The organism is Okeania sp. SIO2F4 (assembly GCF_010672385.1).
Taxonomy (GTDB): domain Bacteria; phylum Cyanobacteriota; class Cyanobacteriia; order Cyanobacteriales; family Microcoleaceae; genus Trichodesmium.
Genome location: NZ_JAAHGT010000133.1, coordinates 1 through 15,308, shown reverse-complemented (window position 1 = coordinate 15,308; position 15,308 = coordinate 1). Strand labels below are relative to the sequence as shown.

General features: G+C 36.1%; 11 protein-coding genes and 1 tRNA gene. 5 read left to right on the top strand and 7 right to left on the bottom strand.

From position 1 onward, the window contains the following. Positions 1-394: 394 nt before the first annotated feature. Positions 395-751: a phenylpyruvate tautomerase MIF-related protein gene (locus F6K22_RS11145; RefSeq protein WP_293097109.1), complete on the top strand. Its 357-nt coding sequence runs from the start codon at positions 395-397 to the stop codon at positions 749-751. A gap of 597 nt (positions 752-1,348) precedes the next feature. Here F6K22_RS11145 and F6K22_RS11140 read toward each other — a convergent pair. Together F6K22_RS11140 and F6K22_RS11135 are read right to left on the bottom strand one after the other, a co-directional pair. Beyond that, the gene (locus tag F6K22_RS11140) at positions 1,349-1,672 is read right to left on the bottom strand and encodes a transposase (protein WP_293097114.1); all 324 of its coding nucleotides are present in this window, start codon (positions 1,670-1,672) and stop codon (positions 1,349-1,351) included. Positions 1,673-2,604: 932 nt separating this feature from the next. Then, positions 2,605-3,675: a Gfo/Idh/MocA family protein gene (locus F6K22_RS11135; protein ID WP_293097107.1), complete on the bottom strand. Its 1,071-nt coding sequence runs from the start codon at positions 3,673-3,675 to the stop codon at positions 2,605-2,607. A 1,544-nt stretch (positions 3,676-5,219) separates the two neighbouring features. Between F6K22_RS11135 and proB the strand changes: the two genes are divergently transcribed. Then, positions 5,220-6,338, top strand: a complete 1,119-nt coding sequence (gene proB / locus F6K22_RS11130) for a glutamate 5-kinase (protein ID WP_293097105.1) — start codon at positions 5,220-5,222, stop codon at positions 6,336-6,338. Between the two features lie 478 nt (positions 6,339-6,816). On the opposite strand, the gene F6K22_RS11125 is transcribed toward proB, so the two are convergent. After that, positions 6,817-7,986 (bottom strand): helix-turn-helix domain-containing protein, encoded by a 1,170-nt coding sequence (locus F6K22_RS11125; protein WP_293097103.1) that lies wholly within the window; start codon positions 7,984-7,986, stop codon positions 6,817-6,819. A gap of 1,237 nt (positions 7,987-9,223) precedes the next feature. Then, a complete protein-coding gene (locus F6K22_RS11120; protein ID WP_293097101.1) occupies positions 9,224-9,784 on the bottom strand; it encodes a DUF3611 family protein in 561 nt (186 codons plus the stop codon). Positions 9,785-9,929: 145 nt separating this feature from the next. Here F6K22_RS11120 and F6K22_RS11115 point away from each other — a divergent pair, with 145 nt between their 5' ends. The 3 genes from F6K22_RS11115 (at position 9,930) to F6K22_RS11105 (ending at position 12,262) form a co-directional block, all read left to right on the top strand. Beyond that, positions 9,930-10,100: a chlorophyll a/b-binding protein gene (locus F6K22_RS11115; protein WP_293097099.1), complete on the top strand. Its 171-nt coding sequence runs from the start codon at positions 9,930-9,932 to the stop codon at positions 10,098-10,100. A gap of 1,401 nt (positions 10,101-11,501) precedes the next feature. Beyond that, complete coding sequence (locus F6K22_RS11110) at positions 11,502-11,792, top strand: hypothetical protein (RefSeq protein ID WP_293097112.1); 291 nt, start codon at positions 11,502-11,504, stop codon at positions 11,790-11,792. Positions 11,793-11,812: 20 nt separating this feature from the next. Further along, a complete protein-coding gene (locus tag F6K22_RS11105) occupies positions 11,813-12,262 on the top strand; it encodes a heavy metal-responsive transcriptional regulator (RefSeq protein ID WP_293097097.1) in 450 nt (149 codons plus the stop codon). 146 nt (positions 12,263-12,408) lie between these two features. Here F6K22_RS11105 and F6K22_RS11100 read toward each other — a convergent pair whose 3' ends face one another. The 3 genes from F6K22_RS11100 to F6K22_RS11085 all read right to left on the bottom strand — a co-directional run bounded on the left by F6K22_RS11100 (position 12,409) and on the right by F6K22_RS11085 (position 14,114). After that, positions 12,409-12,654, bottom strand: coding sequence for a hypothetical protein (locus F6K22_RS11100; RefSeq protein WP_293097096.1), 246 nt, complete (start codon positions 12,652-12,654; stop codon positions 12,409-12,411). 527 nt (positions 12,655-13,181) lie between these two features. Beyond that, positions 13,182-13,263: transfer RNA gene (locus tag F6K22_RS11090), tRNA-Leu, on the bottom strand. Then, a complete protein-coding gene (locus tag F6K22_RS11085) occupies positions 13,242-14,114 on the bottom strand; it encodes a M48 family metallopeptidase (RefSeq protein ID WP_293097090.1) in 873 nt (290 codons plus the stop codon). Before F6K22_RS11085 ends, F6K22_RS11090 begins: the two co-directional genes overlap by 22 nt. Positions 14,115-15,308: the final 1,194 nt, after the last annotated feature.

The window sequence follows — 15,308 nt, the reverse complement described above, 5'->3', positions numbered from 1 at the left end:
CGGTCGGAAAGCGGAGCAGTCCGTTAGGATGGGATGGCGAGGTCTCCGTTCCCTCCGGGACGCTACGCGAACTTCGAAGCTTTGCGAAGCGCAAACGCTTGCCTCCAATCTCCCAAGAGAGAAGAAAAATATTTCCTTTTTAATCAATCCTATCGGTTTTCAAGAAGAGGTAATTATTAATTATTGAAACTAGCCTAAAACTTTGTAGAAAAATCCTCTAAAACTGCTATAAATTTAACCTTTGACTTTCTGAAAAACTGAGATTATTCCAATCTTATAAGTAAGAATGTGTGTGTCAACTAGGTCTATGTATAGAAAATTAGTTGGTTTATTTTTATAGCTGAATACCTACTTTAATGCTTCATTTTGTTCATAGTTAATTGTTGATTGATTTATGCCATTAATTAAAGTTCAAACTTCTCTTGCCAAAACAGAAAAAGATAAAATTGATAGCCTTCTGAAAACTCTTTCATCTGGTATGGCAAAGCATTTTAAAAAACCAGAATCTTATGTAATGACAATTTTTGAGTCAGATATTCCCATGACTTTTGGTGGTAATAGCAATGAACCAGTTTGCTATATGGAAATTAAAAGCATTGGCAGTATGAATCCTGAGCAAACAAAGAAAATAAGCCAAGATTTCTGTCAAGAAGTTAATCAAGTTTTGGGTGTACCCAAAAATCGAATTTACATAGAATTTTCTGACGCTAAAGGTTCGATGTGGGGGTGGAATAGTTCCACATTTGGTTAGGTTTTATCCACCTTGATTGAGGAACTTATATAGGGGCAGTTTTAACTCATAAATTAATGAGCTAATTAATCATAATTAGTCCAAAAACTGCCCTAATAAAGATTAAGGTAAATATTGTTATATGTATAGCAGTACTGAATGGATAATACCCAATTCAATATTTAGTTATAGTTAGGTTTTAGGTGCATCTCAATTAAGGTTTTAAGCTTAACAAGCCCTAAATATTTGGCTATACTAATTCTTATACTGGTGAGTTGAAATTTATAGGTTTTAGGGAACAGGAAACCTAAGCATTTAGGTGTTAGTTATCAGCCATTAGCTGATAGCCACATGAAGTCTGGATAATGATAATTAAAAACATTAGTAAAAGTACATATAGCAATTCTCTAATCGGTTGTAATATTTTAGTGGTATTTAGGAGTCAGGAGTCATAATTTTCATGGTTTTCAGCTCAAATTAACTATTATAAAAACTGTCACAACCAATGCGCGGATTGCTATAGTTTACCGAATAATTAGGGTTTGCTGAAAAAATCTGAAAACGGTTGACTTGTTATTCAAAAAAAACTGATGAGCATAAAAAATTATCATCATTTATTCAACCATAAGTTAAAATGATTAAACAGACCGCAAAAACGGTTTTTTCTCCAAAAAAGTACAAAAAAAGAGAAAAATCCTCTTTTAAGAGGGTAGAAAGGTTGATTACTAAGAAAGTAATTGCGATGGCAGTTGCGGAAGTTTCAGGAAGTTTAGGCATCACTTTCTCCAAGCTAAATCCTCTTTTTGCTTGACCAAATTTACCCTCAATATTATTCCGTAATCTTTCATCGCTCTTGAGCTTGTTTCTTCTGTTTTTTATCAAGATTTTTTGGTGGTCTTCCCAAGGGAGGACTGCTGATTCTAATCCCTCTTTGCAGTACAGAATTTTCGGTTTTCGAGCTGTTCTGTAAATTTGGTCTGCATGAACTGAAAAATTCTTAATTGCTGAAAAGACTCTATCTATAATTTTCCTTCATTTTTATTCCTTGGGTGTTATGCCAATTACTATGCATTAATACTAGACTTGAGGAAACTTAAATTATTAAGTAATTAATACAGGCCGAATCACTTTTTTGATAATTTTTAGCAATTTATTATTAATTATTCTGACGTTGCATGCAACGTCCCTACATACTCCGCTACTCCCCTACTCAAGAAAATGTAGAAAAATTTTGTAAGCATTCAGCAGTCAGCTAGCCTCTTTCAGCTTGATTACCTTGAAAGGAGAAAAAAGCAATTTTATCAAAGCTTCAGAGTACGAATCTCTGGTTGAGAATGTAGTAGAAATTAAATGAATGCTTCCTTGATTAATTAGACATCTCCAATCATCAAAAATCCCATCAATTATCCCACAGCAATTATCAATTCTTTCCCCCTACTCCCTACCCCTACTCCCTCTTTTCTGGAGATGTCTATTCAAAAGCTGATAGCTGACCGCTCATAGCTGAATGCTTACAAAAAAATTGAGAAATTGTGTTAATCACTGATAGCTGAATGCTTACCAAAGAAAAGCTTTTTATAATTAAAAAAATTGAGCTTTTGCCAGACTTTTGAATTATTTCCGATCATTATCCTTAAATCTGTATATAGCGCTACTTGAATCGGGAATAGGGAATAGGGAATAGGGAATAGTAGACTACTAATAAAGGGTTTTAGGATTTAGAAATGTCCTAACCTTAATGCGTAGCGCTATACAAATCCTGTTTTTTCCATTTTTAGGCTTAAAACTCCGCCTAAATATATAAATAAGGCGGAGTAATTTATCAAAAAAATAATACTTCTATTAAAAAATCCCTAGGGAATTATGGAAATATTTTAACCTACTTTAAGCATTGAAGTATTCAACAAATTATATTCTGAATCTGCTGGATGCCAAGCTAAACCATCAAGAGCCATTTTCTCAATCAAGCTAGCTAAACGCAATGCCTTAAGAGCTTGTTCTCCTCCAACTGAAGGCTTATTTCCTCCACCTACACAATGAACAAAATGCTCTAACTCTGCATGAAGAGGTTCAATATTGCTAGTATAAACCTTTTCAATTAAACCATCCTGACGATAAAGCACCTGACCATAATCTGTCACATAATCTCCTGTTGTTTGACGATGAATCAAAATTTCATTATTCAAAAAATCTGCTTCTGTCAAAGAATTTTTACAGTGGGCAACAATAGAACGACGTTTTTTGTGTGTCACCTTACTGGAAGTCAGAGTAGCTATTATACCATTGGCAAAACCAAGAGTAGCCGTTACATAATCTAAATTTCCCGAACTAGAAGCACTACTCCCACTAGCAGTCAGTTTAACAACTGGAGCAGCCACTAACTCTAGTAATAAGTCAATATCATGGATCATCAAATCCAAAACTACAGACACATCATTAGCTCGATGAGAATAAGGACTCATCCGATGAGCTTCCAAGGCTAATAATTCTTCAGTTTTCAGGACTTTACTAAGTTCTTGAAAAGCAGGATTAAACCTTTCTATATGACCCACCTGTAAAATTCGATTTGTTTCAGCAGCAGTATTAACCAAAAATTCGGCCTCAGCGATACTTGCAGCAATGGGCTTTTCCATTAAGACATGGACTCCTGCCTCTAAGCAGGTCATTCCCACAGCATAATGTTGAAGAGTGGGCACGGCGACACAGACTGCATCAACATGAGGTAAAAGGTCTCGATACTCCTCAAAAAAACGAACTCCATACTTGCTGGCAGTGTCTAGTCCCCTTTCAACATTGATATCTGCCACACCTACTAACTTAGTATCTTTGAGCAAACTTAGGACACGGGTATGGTGCTGACCCATATTACCAACCCCAATTACCCCTACACGAAGTGGTTTCGGTTGACCATTTTTAGTAAAAACTGTTGAATATACTGTTGACATTCTATTTAGCACTCCTAGATTCTCCTCCACCACACCTAATTAGACTAATAGGTTTGTTTTTTTCAGTCTTTGCAAATTTATCTTAATTTGTTGACTGGGGCTAGTGCTATGAAATTCTATTTGAGTTTTGCAATTTTCTAGGGATTTGGATGATGATATTTTTAGGTATTGAATAATTGAATATCATTAGTGGGACTTAGACAAAACATAACTACAAAACAAGCTCAAATATAGACTGGCAAAGCTTTTTAAGTCGAAAAGAGATAAACCCTTGATAATTAAGGATTTTAGCCATTTTTAGGGCGTTGACGTAATTCCCTTGTCTGGACTGACTTTTTCTAGGTCATGCTATGCAAACAGGTATTTTTTCTCCCATCAAATGTCTAAGTACCATTAGGGAGTTCCAAATGAAAAAATATCCTATTCGACTGAAAGTAAGGGAGTAGGGAGTAGGGAAGAAATTGAAATTCATCAAGTCCTATTATCCTTGCCTCGATCTCAAATCAGGAACAGAAATGAAATAAGACCGGGAAAGTCTGTTTTCTGCCGTTGAAAGATATTGACCGTAATTAATTTTATCCGGTTTGATTTTTTTCTCATTCCTAAGTAATTCAAGTATTTGAGAAGTATGGCAATTAGCAATCACCAAAAATTGGATAATTTATTTCTGGGAAGTCCCTGATTATTCACTATTCCCATTTATAACTTCTGGTTAAGAATGATTTTTCACTCTCTTTCTGAGATGTGAAATGTTGTGGTACTCGGATAGAATCAATTTGGTATATTTGTCAATATTAAGTTTTTTTAGGAGTTATGGGAGACTAGGGCAAACATGGGGATATGCAATTAGAAAGGCATTAAATTTTAGAGCATATTTTTTTGAAAAAACTAATGCTTAGATGCTTAACATACTTGCCTATGTTCAACAATTAATAATTAATTATCAATTATTAATTATTACCTCTTCTGGAAAACGGATAGGATTGACTAATCATGAAAATTTTTTCTTGTTTCTCCTATTAGGAGAGGGATTAAATCTTAATTATTCGGTAATTATATAGACAGGACTTACGCACCAGACCATGTATGTAGTGTTAAAAACTATAACGTTATAGTTTTTGCACTCTATATATAGTACCCTTGCGTAAGTCCTGATAGATATCAAATTAGTTCTATACAAACAATCTTTTGAAATTTGGCATAAAGCGCCATTTATTGTGAATCAAGGGTATGAAATTTTATCATGTCGAGGGAGTTACTGAGAGTTGAGTATCTGAAAAATTAGTATCGTAACTAATTTTAGATGCTCACTAGAATGATTGTCATGATAAATATAGCATTCCTCAATGAGTCGTAATAAGTTCAAACTTATAAAATTACATTAAAACCAATCCCTTGACTTTGTGGTTTCCTATAGACTTGGTGTTTTAGGATAATCTAAATCACACAACCTATATAGGACTGCTATATGTCAATTGTACTTAGTTAAAGACTGATTTTCTTTTAGGGGATTAGTAGTTGAAAATTTCAATTGAATTATTTCTATGAATACAATAGTAATTAAAATAGGTACTTCTAGCCTAACTAATTCAGAAACTGGAAATTTAGCCTTATCCACAATTTCTAGCTTAATTGAAACTGTTACTAATTTAAATCGCCAGGGACATCGAGTAGTTTTAGTTTCATCTGGATCTGTTGGTGTAGGTTGTGATATCTTAGGGTTAACCGAAAAACCTCGGAATATTTCTATGAAGCAAGCAGTAGCAGCAGTTGGTCAAGGACGACTAATGCGTGTTTACGATGACTTGTTTTCATCTTTACAACAGACAATTGCCCAAATTTTACTTACTAGAAGTGACTTAACACGACGTAGTAGTTATGTCAATGCTTACAACACATTTCAACAATTGTTGCGACTGGGTGTAATCCCAATAGTTAATGAAAATGATACTACTGCTGTCGAAGAGCTAAATTTTGGGGACAATGATACTCTCTCAGCTTTGGTTGCTAGTCTAGTAGAAGCTGATTGGTTATTCATACTAACTGATGTTGACAGATTATACTCAGCCGATCCGAGAAATAATCCAGATGCTTTACCTATTAGCTTGGTAGAGCGAATGGAACAACTCGAAGAACTTCAAGTTCAAACTGGGGAGTCTGTTAGTGGACGAGGAACTGGTGGAATGATTACAAAAATTGAGGCTGCTAAAATTGCTACTGCTGCTGGAGTCCGAACTGTAATTACCGATGGTAAACTACCCACTAATATACATAAAATCCTCAATGGAGAATCTATTGGCACCCAGTTTGAACCCCAACCACAACAAGTAAATGCCCGCAAACATTGGATTGCTAATGTTTTAGTTCCAGCAGGCCAGCTCTATCTAGACCAAGGTGCAGTTAAGGCCATTTCTGAGTCTGGCAAATCCCTATTAGCTGCTGGTATTACTCAAGTAGAAGGGGAATTTAATTCATCGGATGCTGTACAGCTATGCAATGAAGAAGGTGAGGAAATAGCTAGGGGACTTGTGAACTACAGCAATGTTGAATTGCAAAAAATTCTAGGTTGTCATTCAGAAAATATACCTGATATTTTGGGCTATGCGGGAGCTGAAACAGTTATACATAGAGATAATCTTCTGATTACCGAAAGATTAGGGTAGATGCTTCGCCCATAAGCGGGCGACTTTTTGATTGATAAAGTACGAAGAAATAAGGTATAATATGGTTGTCGCGGGTGGGCAATCCGAGATATTAAACGGATGCCCAGAGAAGTTTCAGCAATTAACAATTAACAATTAATAATTAATAATTACCCCTTCTTAAAACGGATAGGATTGAGTTAAAGGAAAATTTTTGATTTATCCCTTATCCAAGGGGAGGCTTCAAGGCGTGAATTGTTGAATGAATAATTAATTGACTATCAACTCTTAATTATTAATTATTAACTATTAATTATTAATTATTCGATAAGACTACCGTTAAGGTAGCAGTACCTGATAAAACTTCAACTCACCGAATGAAACTTCAACTCACCGAAGATCTACGGCTCAGTCGGAATCAGCCTCTTGCAGAGGAGCTGCCTCTTGCAGAGGAGCTTCTCTAACCCTAACGCTAAAAGGTCGCAGAGGATGTCAAAAATTAAATCATTGTTTCTGGTGGAGCCATATCAGAACCAACAACTAGACTACCTCCACTAGATTTTAATCCTGGTGTTTGAGTCGTTTCTAAATGCTTATCTGAGTGAGCAACTGAATCAGGTGCTTCTGGTGTATCTGGAATCAGATTTGCTCCAGGACTTGGTTGTTGAGACATCCAACTTAGTCCGCTTACTGCTCCAGCTATTAAAGCTGTGTAACCTACATATAAGTAAGCTGGATGTAAATAAAATCCAAAGTCTTTATTCGACTTAGACCAAGATGGCATTAAGCCTTGGAGTGAATTAGAAATAGGTAAAGCTGCTGCTAAAGTTACTCCATCAAATCCTAAAGCGTTGCCAAGACGAAAGATGAATCCCCGAAGATATACATCTTCTGGTAATTTTTCTGTTTCGCCTTTCTCTATTGCTTCTAGGTAATGAAGTGGCACGAAGGTTTGTTTATGAATTTGTTTCATAGATAAACAACGCATTTTTCGTGCTTTTTGTAGTTTTTTGCCTAGTTCCTGTAAATATGTATTTCTTTCCTGAACTTCTAAAGCTGCTTGCTCTGCTTTTGTTTGCTTTTTATTCCATTTGAGTCGATTATTTTGTACTGGAAACTCTTCAGAGTAATTGTTGTTATTTTCTGAAAGATTAGTGTCTGTATTATCGGAATTGATAGATACTACGATTGATTCAGTTGGAGTTTCTGGTTCTATAGCATTGGTTATGTTTGTACTCATTTTTTCTTGAACCTGATTTTGATTTTTAGGGATTAACTGTTCCTGATATTTCTGTTGATAAATAGGATTTTTTTCCGGCTCATCTATGTTGTTAGTCTGAGAGGAAGTTAGATTTGTTGAAGAATCTTTCTTGTCTGGTATTAATGTTCTAGTTAAGTTTTTGAGGTTGAGTTTAATTGCTTCAGGTCCTAATACTTTAATTTGAGCTTCGGTTTGAGCTACTCCTTCCTCTAGGGTTGTTTTTAGGTTCGTCAACATAAGACTATAAATTTGGCTACTTTGGATTTCGGCTTCGATATTAGTAGGTAGCGATATAGCTGCCGCTAGGCTCCACCTTTCATGTCGCTCCGCGAAACGCCAACTATCTCGATCTATTTCTATGGGAATATTTCCCGAAAAACTATGGTTAGATGCAAGTTTGAATTCCATGACTATGGTTTTAGTTTTATTTATACTTAATAGGAGTAATCTAAGTAATTTATTCTATGAGTTAGTTGTGATTCCGGATTAATAACTATGAATATTTCTAGAAGTTTTTAGGTTAATGAGATACAAAGTTTTAGGACTTTAGGGAACAAGGAAGATACATTAAAATCAAACTGTACCTTACTATCCTAAAAAGTACTGTAATTTTTGTTTTTTGTAGAATTTCCTGACTGCTTGAGTTTCTTTTTCTAGAGAAAATTTTTCTCATAAGTATGTGCAGCAGATTCTAGATTAATGTCGTACAACTGATGGGGTAAATATTTTTTGCTTGTTCCCTATCCTCCGATCCATCTTCGCTAAGACCTATGGACGTTGCATACAAGGTTCCTACTTATTCCCTGCTCCCTAAAACCATCAATATATGCACTTCATCAAATAGGAAACTGCTGTATATAGTAGACCCCTCCGGAAAAGAGGCAGTAGGGAGTAGGGAGTAAGGAATAGAGGGAAAGAATTAATGATTTCTGTAAGATAATTGATTTTATTTTTAATTATCGGAGATGTCTCGTGGTTTAACTTAAATATGAGACGTTTTTTCCTCTGAAAATCTTTACATAGCAAGAAAGCTTTATCTCAATCTAAAGTTAAATTACTGTGTATTCCTAAAAAAGACTTCAGGAACTTCAGAAAAGAGTTCTTTATTTATTGCAGATATCTAACCCAGATTGTTCACGTCAACTTGTAGCATTACAAGCAATACAAAACAGACGAGAATATCTAAGTATATCTAAGTATTTATACTCCGTAAATCTTAAATACTATGTAAATCATCTTTATTGGCCTTTGAGTAAGGCCAATCATCAGGAAAACATTAACCACAACTGTAAATACTTAATTTATTCCCAAAATTGAGAAATAGCATTTCCTCATGGCTCCTAATTCCTAGCCTTTTATACTACATTTTGAAGTGCAGAATGTAGAGTATGATTTTTTCTAAATATGTTGCGCAATAGTTTGACCTATTATTTGAGTTTAAAGCCTTGTCCTTCTAGGAGAGCTTTTCTAGAATATTTTTTTTAACTAATAGTTTTATCTACTAATCAGCAAGACGCTAGTGAGCCATTCTAATTATTCTTAGGTCACAGATAGTGGGAGCATCCTGCTCCCGTGCTAGGCGTCGATCATCTCCTTGTAACATTATTATGTAGGACTACCAAAACTTTTTCTACTGTCAAGTTGACTACTTGTAAACCCGGTCAAGCAAAAATAGTCCTACTACAATTCCGACAAAATGAGCGACAATTATATGAGTATTACCCAATACTATAAAAATATCCAGTGTAAATTTTTCTAGTTGTGTAGGGTTGAACGTAAAAGATTGACTAACTAATGATTCACCTAATAAAATACCCCCAATTGCTTCCGCCCCTAATAAATTTAGGGTCATCCCAACCAAATTAGTAATTAAAGTCCTTTTTACTTGTTGAGTTGTATCTGACCTACTTGGCCTTAAGGAAGGTGTAGGCGATCGCAATTGCCTTGCCAAACGAGTGTAACGAAATGACAAGAAGATGCTAAACCCTAGTACCACTAGACCACAAACCGCAAAGAATAATCCACCTCCTGTACCTGCTCCAGTCTCTTGGCCTAGTATAATTACAGCAAACAGAAAAATTATGCCTGAAACTATCCCTAGCACAAGTTGTACCCAAAAGCAAGTCCAACCTCCTAATCGGAGGGCTTTAGCTACCTGTTCAACTGTAGCTGGCAAGGAAGAAGGCGAGTCTGATGAATTTGACATATTTCTTCTGCTTGTATCTTCTGACTTCTCTAAAATTTTTGCACAAATATGGTTGACGTTTAGTCAACTCCTTTTAGAATATATTTAAGAATTGTAAAGAAACAACTCTATCTAGAAACACTATTAAATTTGAGGCCAATTTATAATGACACAACCACAACCTACTACTACACCTAATTTGGACGAGCCAAAGTTCGGATTCAACCAATATGCAGAACGTCTGAATGGTAGAGCAGCGATGATTGGATTTGTGTTAACTTTAGCAATTGAATACTTTACTGGAGAAGGTTTACTATCTTGGTTAGGTCTCAATTAGGATTTGATATCTACTTAGTTATTTAAAATAAATATTATAATAGAGATTGAACCCAGAGTCTACCTTAAATATTTTAGATGATTGTTGTTGGTCACCTTAAGCATTCTGGTCAAGTTTACCAACAACTTCCTTCCATATAACTTGCCCAAATTTCATAATAATGCACAATATTTAGAACAATCAAGAATTAATTTCTACAGACAATTAATTCACCTATAATTGTAATGAAAATTTGGGGTAGTTTGAAAGCTTTTGTGTTTTAACCGAGACATTATACACAAGCTAAGTGCCTTTAATAACTTTGACAATTTTCAAAAATTGTATATACAACTTGCAAGAATTCAAGTGGTTTTAATCCTTGTAATTAGTTGTAAGTAGATTAGTTTGATCGTCGGTAAAATAGTGATAGAAATTTAAAACCCTGAAAACTTCATAAATATGAGGAGAAGAGAAAATGGCTAATACCTTGATAAGTTGAGAATATTCTAGGTTAAATTCCTGTGATATGAACCACTGCTAGTGAACACATAACAGATATTATTGAGGAGCATTATCTCTGATAATTGCATTAGATGAACAAAACAGTGTTAATGTGAAGCCAATAACTAATCCTATCTACAGGAATTATGCAGTACCGCTATATATGGTGGATTATTTGGTGATTATTCAAGATATAACTACTACAATTAGTGTCGTTGCCTAAGTCCCGATCTAGTTGAGAACTTAATACTTTTTCAATTTAAGATATCTTTTTTGACACCCTCTCTGGCGGTTAGTTAGGCGCAGATATTCATACTGAGCGGTAGCTCTTCGACGGGTTGAGGTTTTGCTTACGCAAAGCTGCGCTTTTAATGTCGCGCAGCGAAACACAGGGTGCTGCAAGCTTGGCGCTAGTCTGACGCTTCCCGAGCGTCCGTTCAATGTCTCTCCTTGCCCACCCGGGACAATAATACTATACTATAGCTTATGTCCTCCTAACTTGATCGATCAAAAAGTCGCCCGCTTATGGGCGAGGCTTCAGACCGATTTTTTTGGTGAAACCTTAAGATTGATTGGTTTTACCATATTATCTTCGCCTTTACCAGATATCCCTGGTCTTGAAACAAAGTTGAGATAAAATCAAAACTAATTTACGGATTTCAAGTTCCAGATGGCAGTATAGTTAATAAATTAACATAAAGATTGATTGGTTTTATCATATTATCTTCCCTTGGCCAGATATCCCTGGTCTTGAAACAAAGTTGAGATAAAATCAAAACTAATTTACGGATTTCAAGTTCCAGATGGCAGTATAGTTAATAAATTAACATAATTAAGATTAAGGGAGTGAGATTATTAACTTAATTCCCTTGGCAGAACAAAATATACTTAAATTCTAGATGGCATTAAATTAAACTTATGATGAACGCTTTATGGCCAAGAATTCTGAAAATAGCTTATCGAAAAGATCCAGTAGTAAGCTTTGTAGTCACAGTAGGAGCTGTTGATGCTGTAATTGGTGGTGTAGGCTCTAGTTGGTCTTTATTTGGTTTAGGAATGGGAACAGTAGGAGTGGCAATCATATTGCGTTTCTGTTTCCTAAAGCGTTCTCATCTTGAGCAAGCTAGTGCTGTTCCAGAATATTATCTACCTCCTAATTCGTCTCGTCCACAACTACCAATTCTGAATAGAAATAAAAAGCATCTTCCTTAATCAGAAAGAATTTATTGCCCATGAAAATTGGTCAAGTTGCTGCTCTTAGTGGTTTTCCAATTAAGACCATCCGCTACTATGATAATATTGGTTTACTTGAACCTTCTGTAGAACGTTCTGAATCTGGTTATCGTTTGTTTGAAGAGTCGGTGCTTGGCAGACTGGGTTTTATTAAAAGAGCCAAGTCTTTGGGTTTGAGCTTAAGGGAAATTTCGGAAATCTTGGTCATCAGAGATCGAGGTGAACTACCCTGCACAGAAGTTAAGCATAAATTAACCAGTAAAGTCCAAGAGATTACTTCTCAGATAGAAGCATTGGAAAATTTAAAAGCAGAGTTACAAGAAATTATTCAGCATTGGCAGGAGCAACCATCAACTAATCAGGCAAGGGAAAATGTTTGTCCCAATATACAAATTCAAAGATATGGCAATGACGAACACAGGAGTTGCCAAGCTATCAAGTATAACTAAAGTTCAGATAGGAGAGCCGTAGGATTGGCGATGTAAAGAAGTTAAAGAAAGCAGCACAGACTGTGTTTGAGAAGCTTGAGAATGTCCGCGCCAGTAATGGCGACTGCTATAATTAAGTTGCTCCCGGCGTTGCGCTCACGCTGAAACTAAGCATTCCCTAAAATCACGCTATAGGCTATAGGGAATTTCTGCTGCCTATTGCCTCCTCCGGAGGAGGTGCAGTAACAGATGAGCTGCGCCAACATACCATCTGCCTCCGAGGACGAACCTCTTTTTGGTCTTACGATCGCTCCTAAAGACTTCCCAACGGGGTCTTGGGGGTCTCCCCCATGAGCGACTGGCGCTGATACTGCTAGCCCACCAGGCTTATTTCTATTACGATAGTAGCACAAGCTTTAGGAAAACTGTAACATTGATTGGTTTTCATCTATCCCCCCTAACCCCCCTTTCAAAGCTATCCCTTATAAGGAACTCCTAAAATCTTTTTCTGATAGGGAGATGGGGGGTGTGGATATGGGGAGATGGGGGGAGTTTAGCCTCTAATTAAATACGTTTACTCTCCTATCATTATCCATTGAATGGTAATAAACATAACCTTTTTCTAATGTCTAAGTTTTATCTTAAGAAAGATGTTTATAAAGCATAGCTTTCACGCGGGGGGAACAAAAGGGGGGATGGAGAACGCGAGTCTTCAACCAACGTTGAGATAAATAAACAAAAAAAAGGGAACCATGGTTCCCTTTTTCTTGACTGTTTAATTTTTTTATAAGTATTTTTTGCTGCTTTTTTATCTGTCTTAACCTTGCAGCTCCTCCTCTTCCTTTAATATTTCTACCTTGTTTACGGGGAGATTCCCATCTTTTTAAATGCTTCACCATATCCTTAGTTTTAAGTTGACAATTTATAGTATAAATTACTATGGGCGGAGAGAGACTCGAACTCTCACGACCGAAGTCGCCACATTTTGAGTGTGGTGCGTCTACCAATTTCGCCACCCGCCCTTACTCTTATTATTGTACACATCTTTTGCCAAACTTTGCAACAAATCCTGATATTTTTTGCTACTAGCCCATTTGTCAATTTCTTTAGCTCTCAATACAGGCAATGGATGACTTAACTGGGCTGTTTGGAGTTCCCTTAAAACTTCACCCAATTCTGTATTACTAAATTCATTGTAAGCTCTTGCCTGAGCTAAAAAAGCATCAACATTAAGTTTTGGTGATATGGTTGGAGAACCACCAGCTAGCTTCATCAAAACTGATACAACTACTTTAGGATTTTGTGTAGCTAGTAGAGCTGCGCGATCGCAACTAAATTCGGCACACCTTAACCATTCTAGTATTTGGCTTTGTAAGCTTTGAGCTATTATACCACCCCATGTCGAAATTTGTCCAGCAGCAAGTACAATTAAATTACCTAAGGTGAGATATACTCCATGCTCACATTTCAGATGTCCTAGTTCGTGACCTAATACTGCTTGGATTTCCTCTAAGTTGAGCAACTCTATCAAAGATGTATGAACAACAATAAAAGGTTGCTTTCCTCGCATAGCAAATGTATAAGCATTAGGCACAGGATGTTGACGAACGTATAATTGGGGTGGTTCTAAATCAAGTGCTTGACAAGCATCTAATAGTGTTTTGTGTAAGTTTGGTAGTTGTGCTTCACTAACCAGAACACTGGATGCTATATTTTCCATGTAGAAAAATTGCTCACCTAGTGGGCCTAATAACTGTCTGACTAATAAGTCTATACCAGGCAGTTGCTTCAAAGCATTGGTTGCCTCTAAATCTAAGGGATGCCGAAAATGATTTGCCTTTAAACCAATTAGTTGCGTTGTTGTCAAAGCCATATTTGCTTCAGTCCAAGCTTACCGATGATATATTAGCACAACCAAATATCAAATCTCAAAATATGTTGCATCTATGGTTAATAAAGGTCCAGTCAAATTATAGACACCCCAGCAATTAGATTTTAAAAATTCCTTCAACTTTTACTTTGAGAGATTAATTATCCAGGTTCGATTTTCTATTAACATAGATTCCCAACTGGAGGCTATATTGGTGCCAAAATTGATTCTAACTTTTTCAGGATTTGCTTTTAATCAACAAAGTAGTTAAATTCAGTTGATTTTGAAGTGAAAGCCATTAAAATCCAAAACTAAATTTATGCCTTCTATCTTTATCATTTTGGGTGAATAACTGTCATTTTTCTTCAGAAGTCACCTCAATTACATAAAAATCACATTTAGGAACAATTATTGCTTCAGTTATACGGTCAGCTAATTAGGTCTGAAACTCAGTTTCAGTTCCTGATACTTTGATTAAACCTTGTTTTTGTGTCACTTTACTTAGGACTTGAATAGATTAAGTTTTAACAGCTAGTTGTTTTTTTTCGCACTGATTTTAATTATACTATAATCTTTTCGCTTTTTCTTTTTGACCTTTTTTATCCGTAAATTTGAGAGTTAAAAGAAGTAATCACAGCAATCAAGTCTGCCATAAATTTATCTTAGGGACTTCCAAATAAAAAATTATCCCATTAGCTATGAAAATAAGGGAGTAGGTCGGAGGGAGTAGGTCGGAGGGAGTAGGGAAGAAATTGAAAAATTAAGGGAGTAGGGAGTAACCAGTTAACGCGATTAGTAGAAAAATTGGGATAATTTATTTTCTGGTATTCCCTTATAGCGGTTTTCACAAAGTTAGACTACAAAACTTCTGCCTCATAGGAGTGTGCATTCCCTCTCTTGGTCAGCATTCCCTCACAGGAGTGCGCGTTCCGCAAGCGAGCTGTCGGCGGCGCGGGGTCTTACCGCTTGCGTCTTTCACCGACGCGGGTCCGCACCCCTTAGACCCTCAACATTAGTGCCTTTAAGCCAAAATCTCTATATTCTATGTTAATGAAAAGCGCTATAATTCCCCCTTAGCTTGATTAACAATCTCAACTTTTTGATCCAGATTTACTTCTTTTAAATCATCAATATCTATGACAAATACAGATTTCTATAGGCATTCACCACAGGGAAGTGGGGATCTTCTCGCAACAA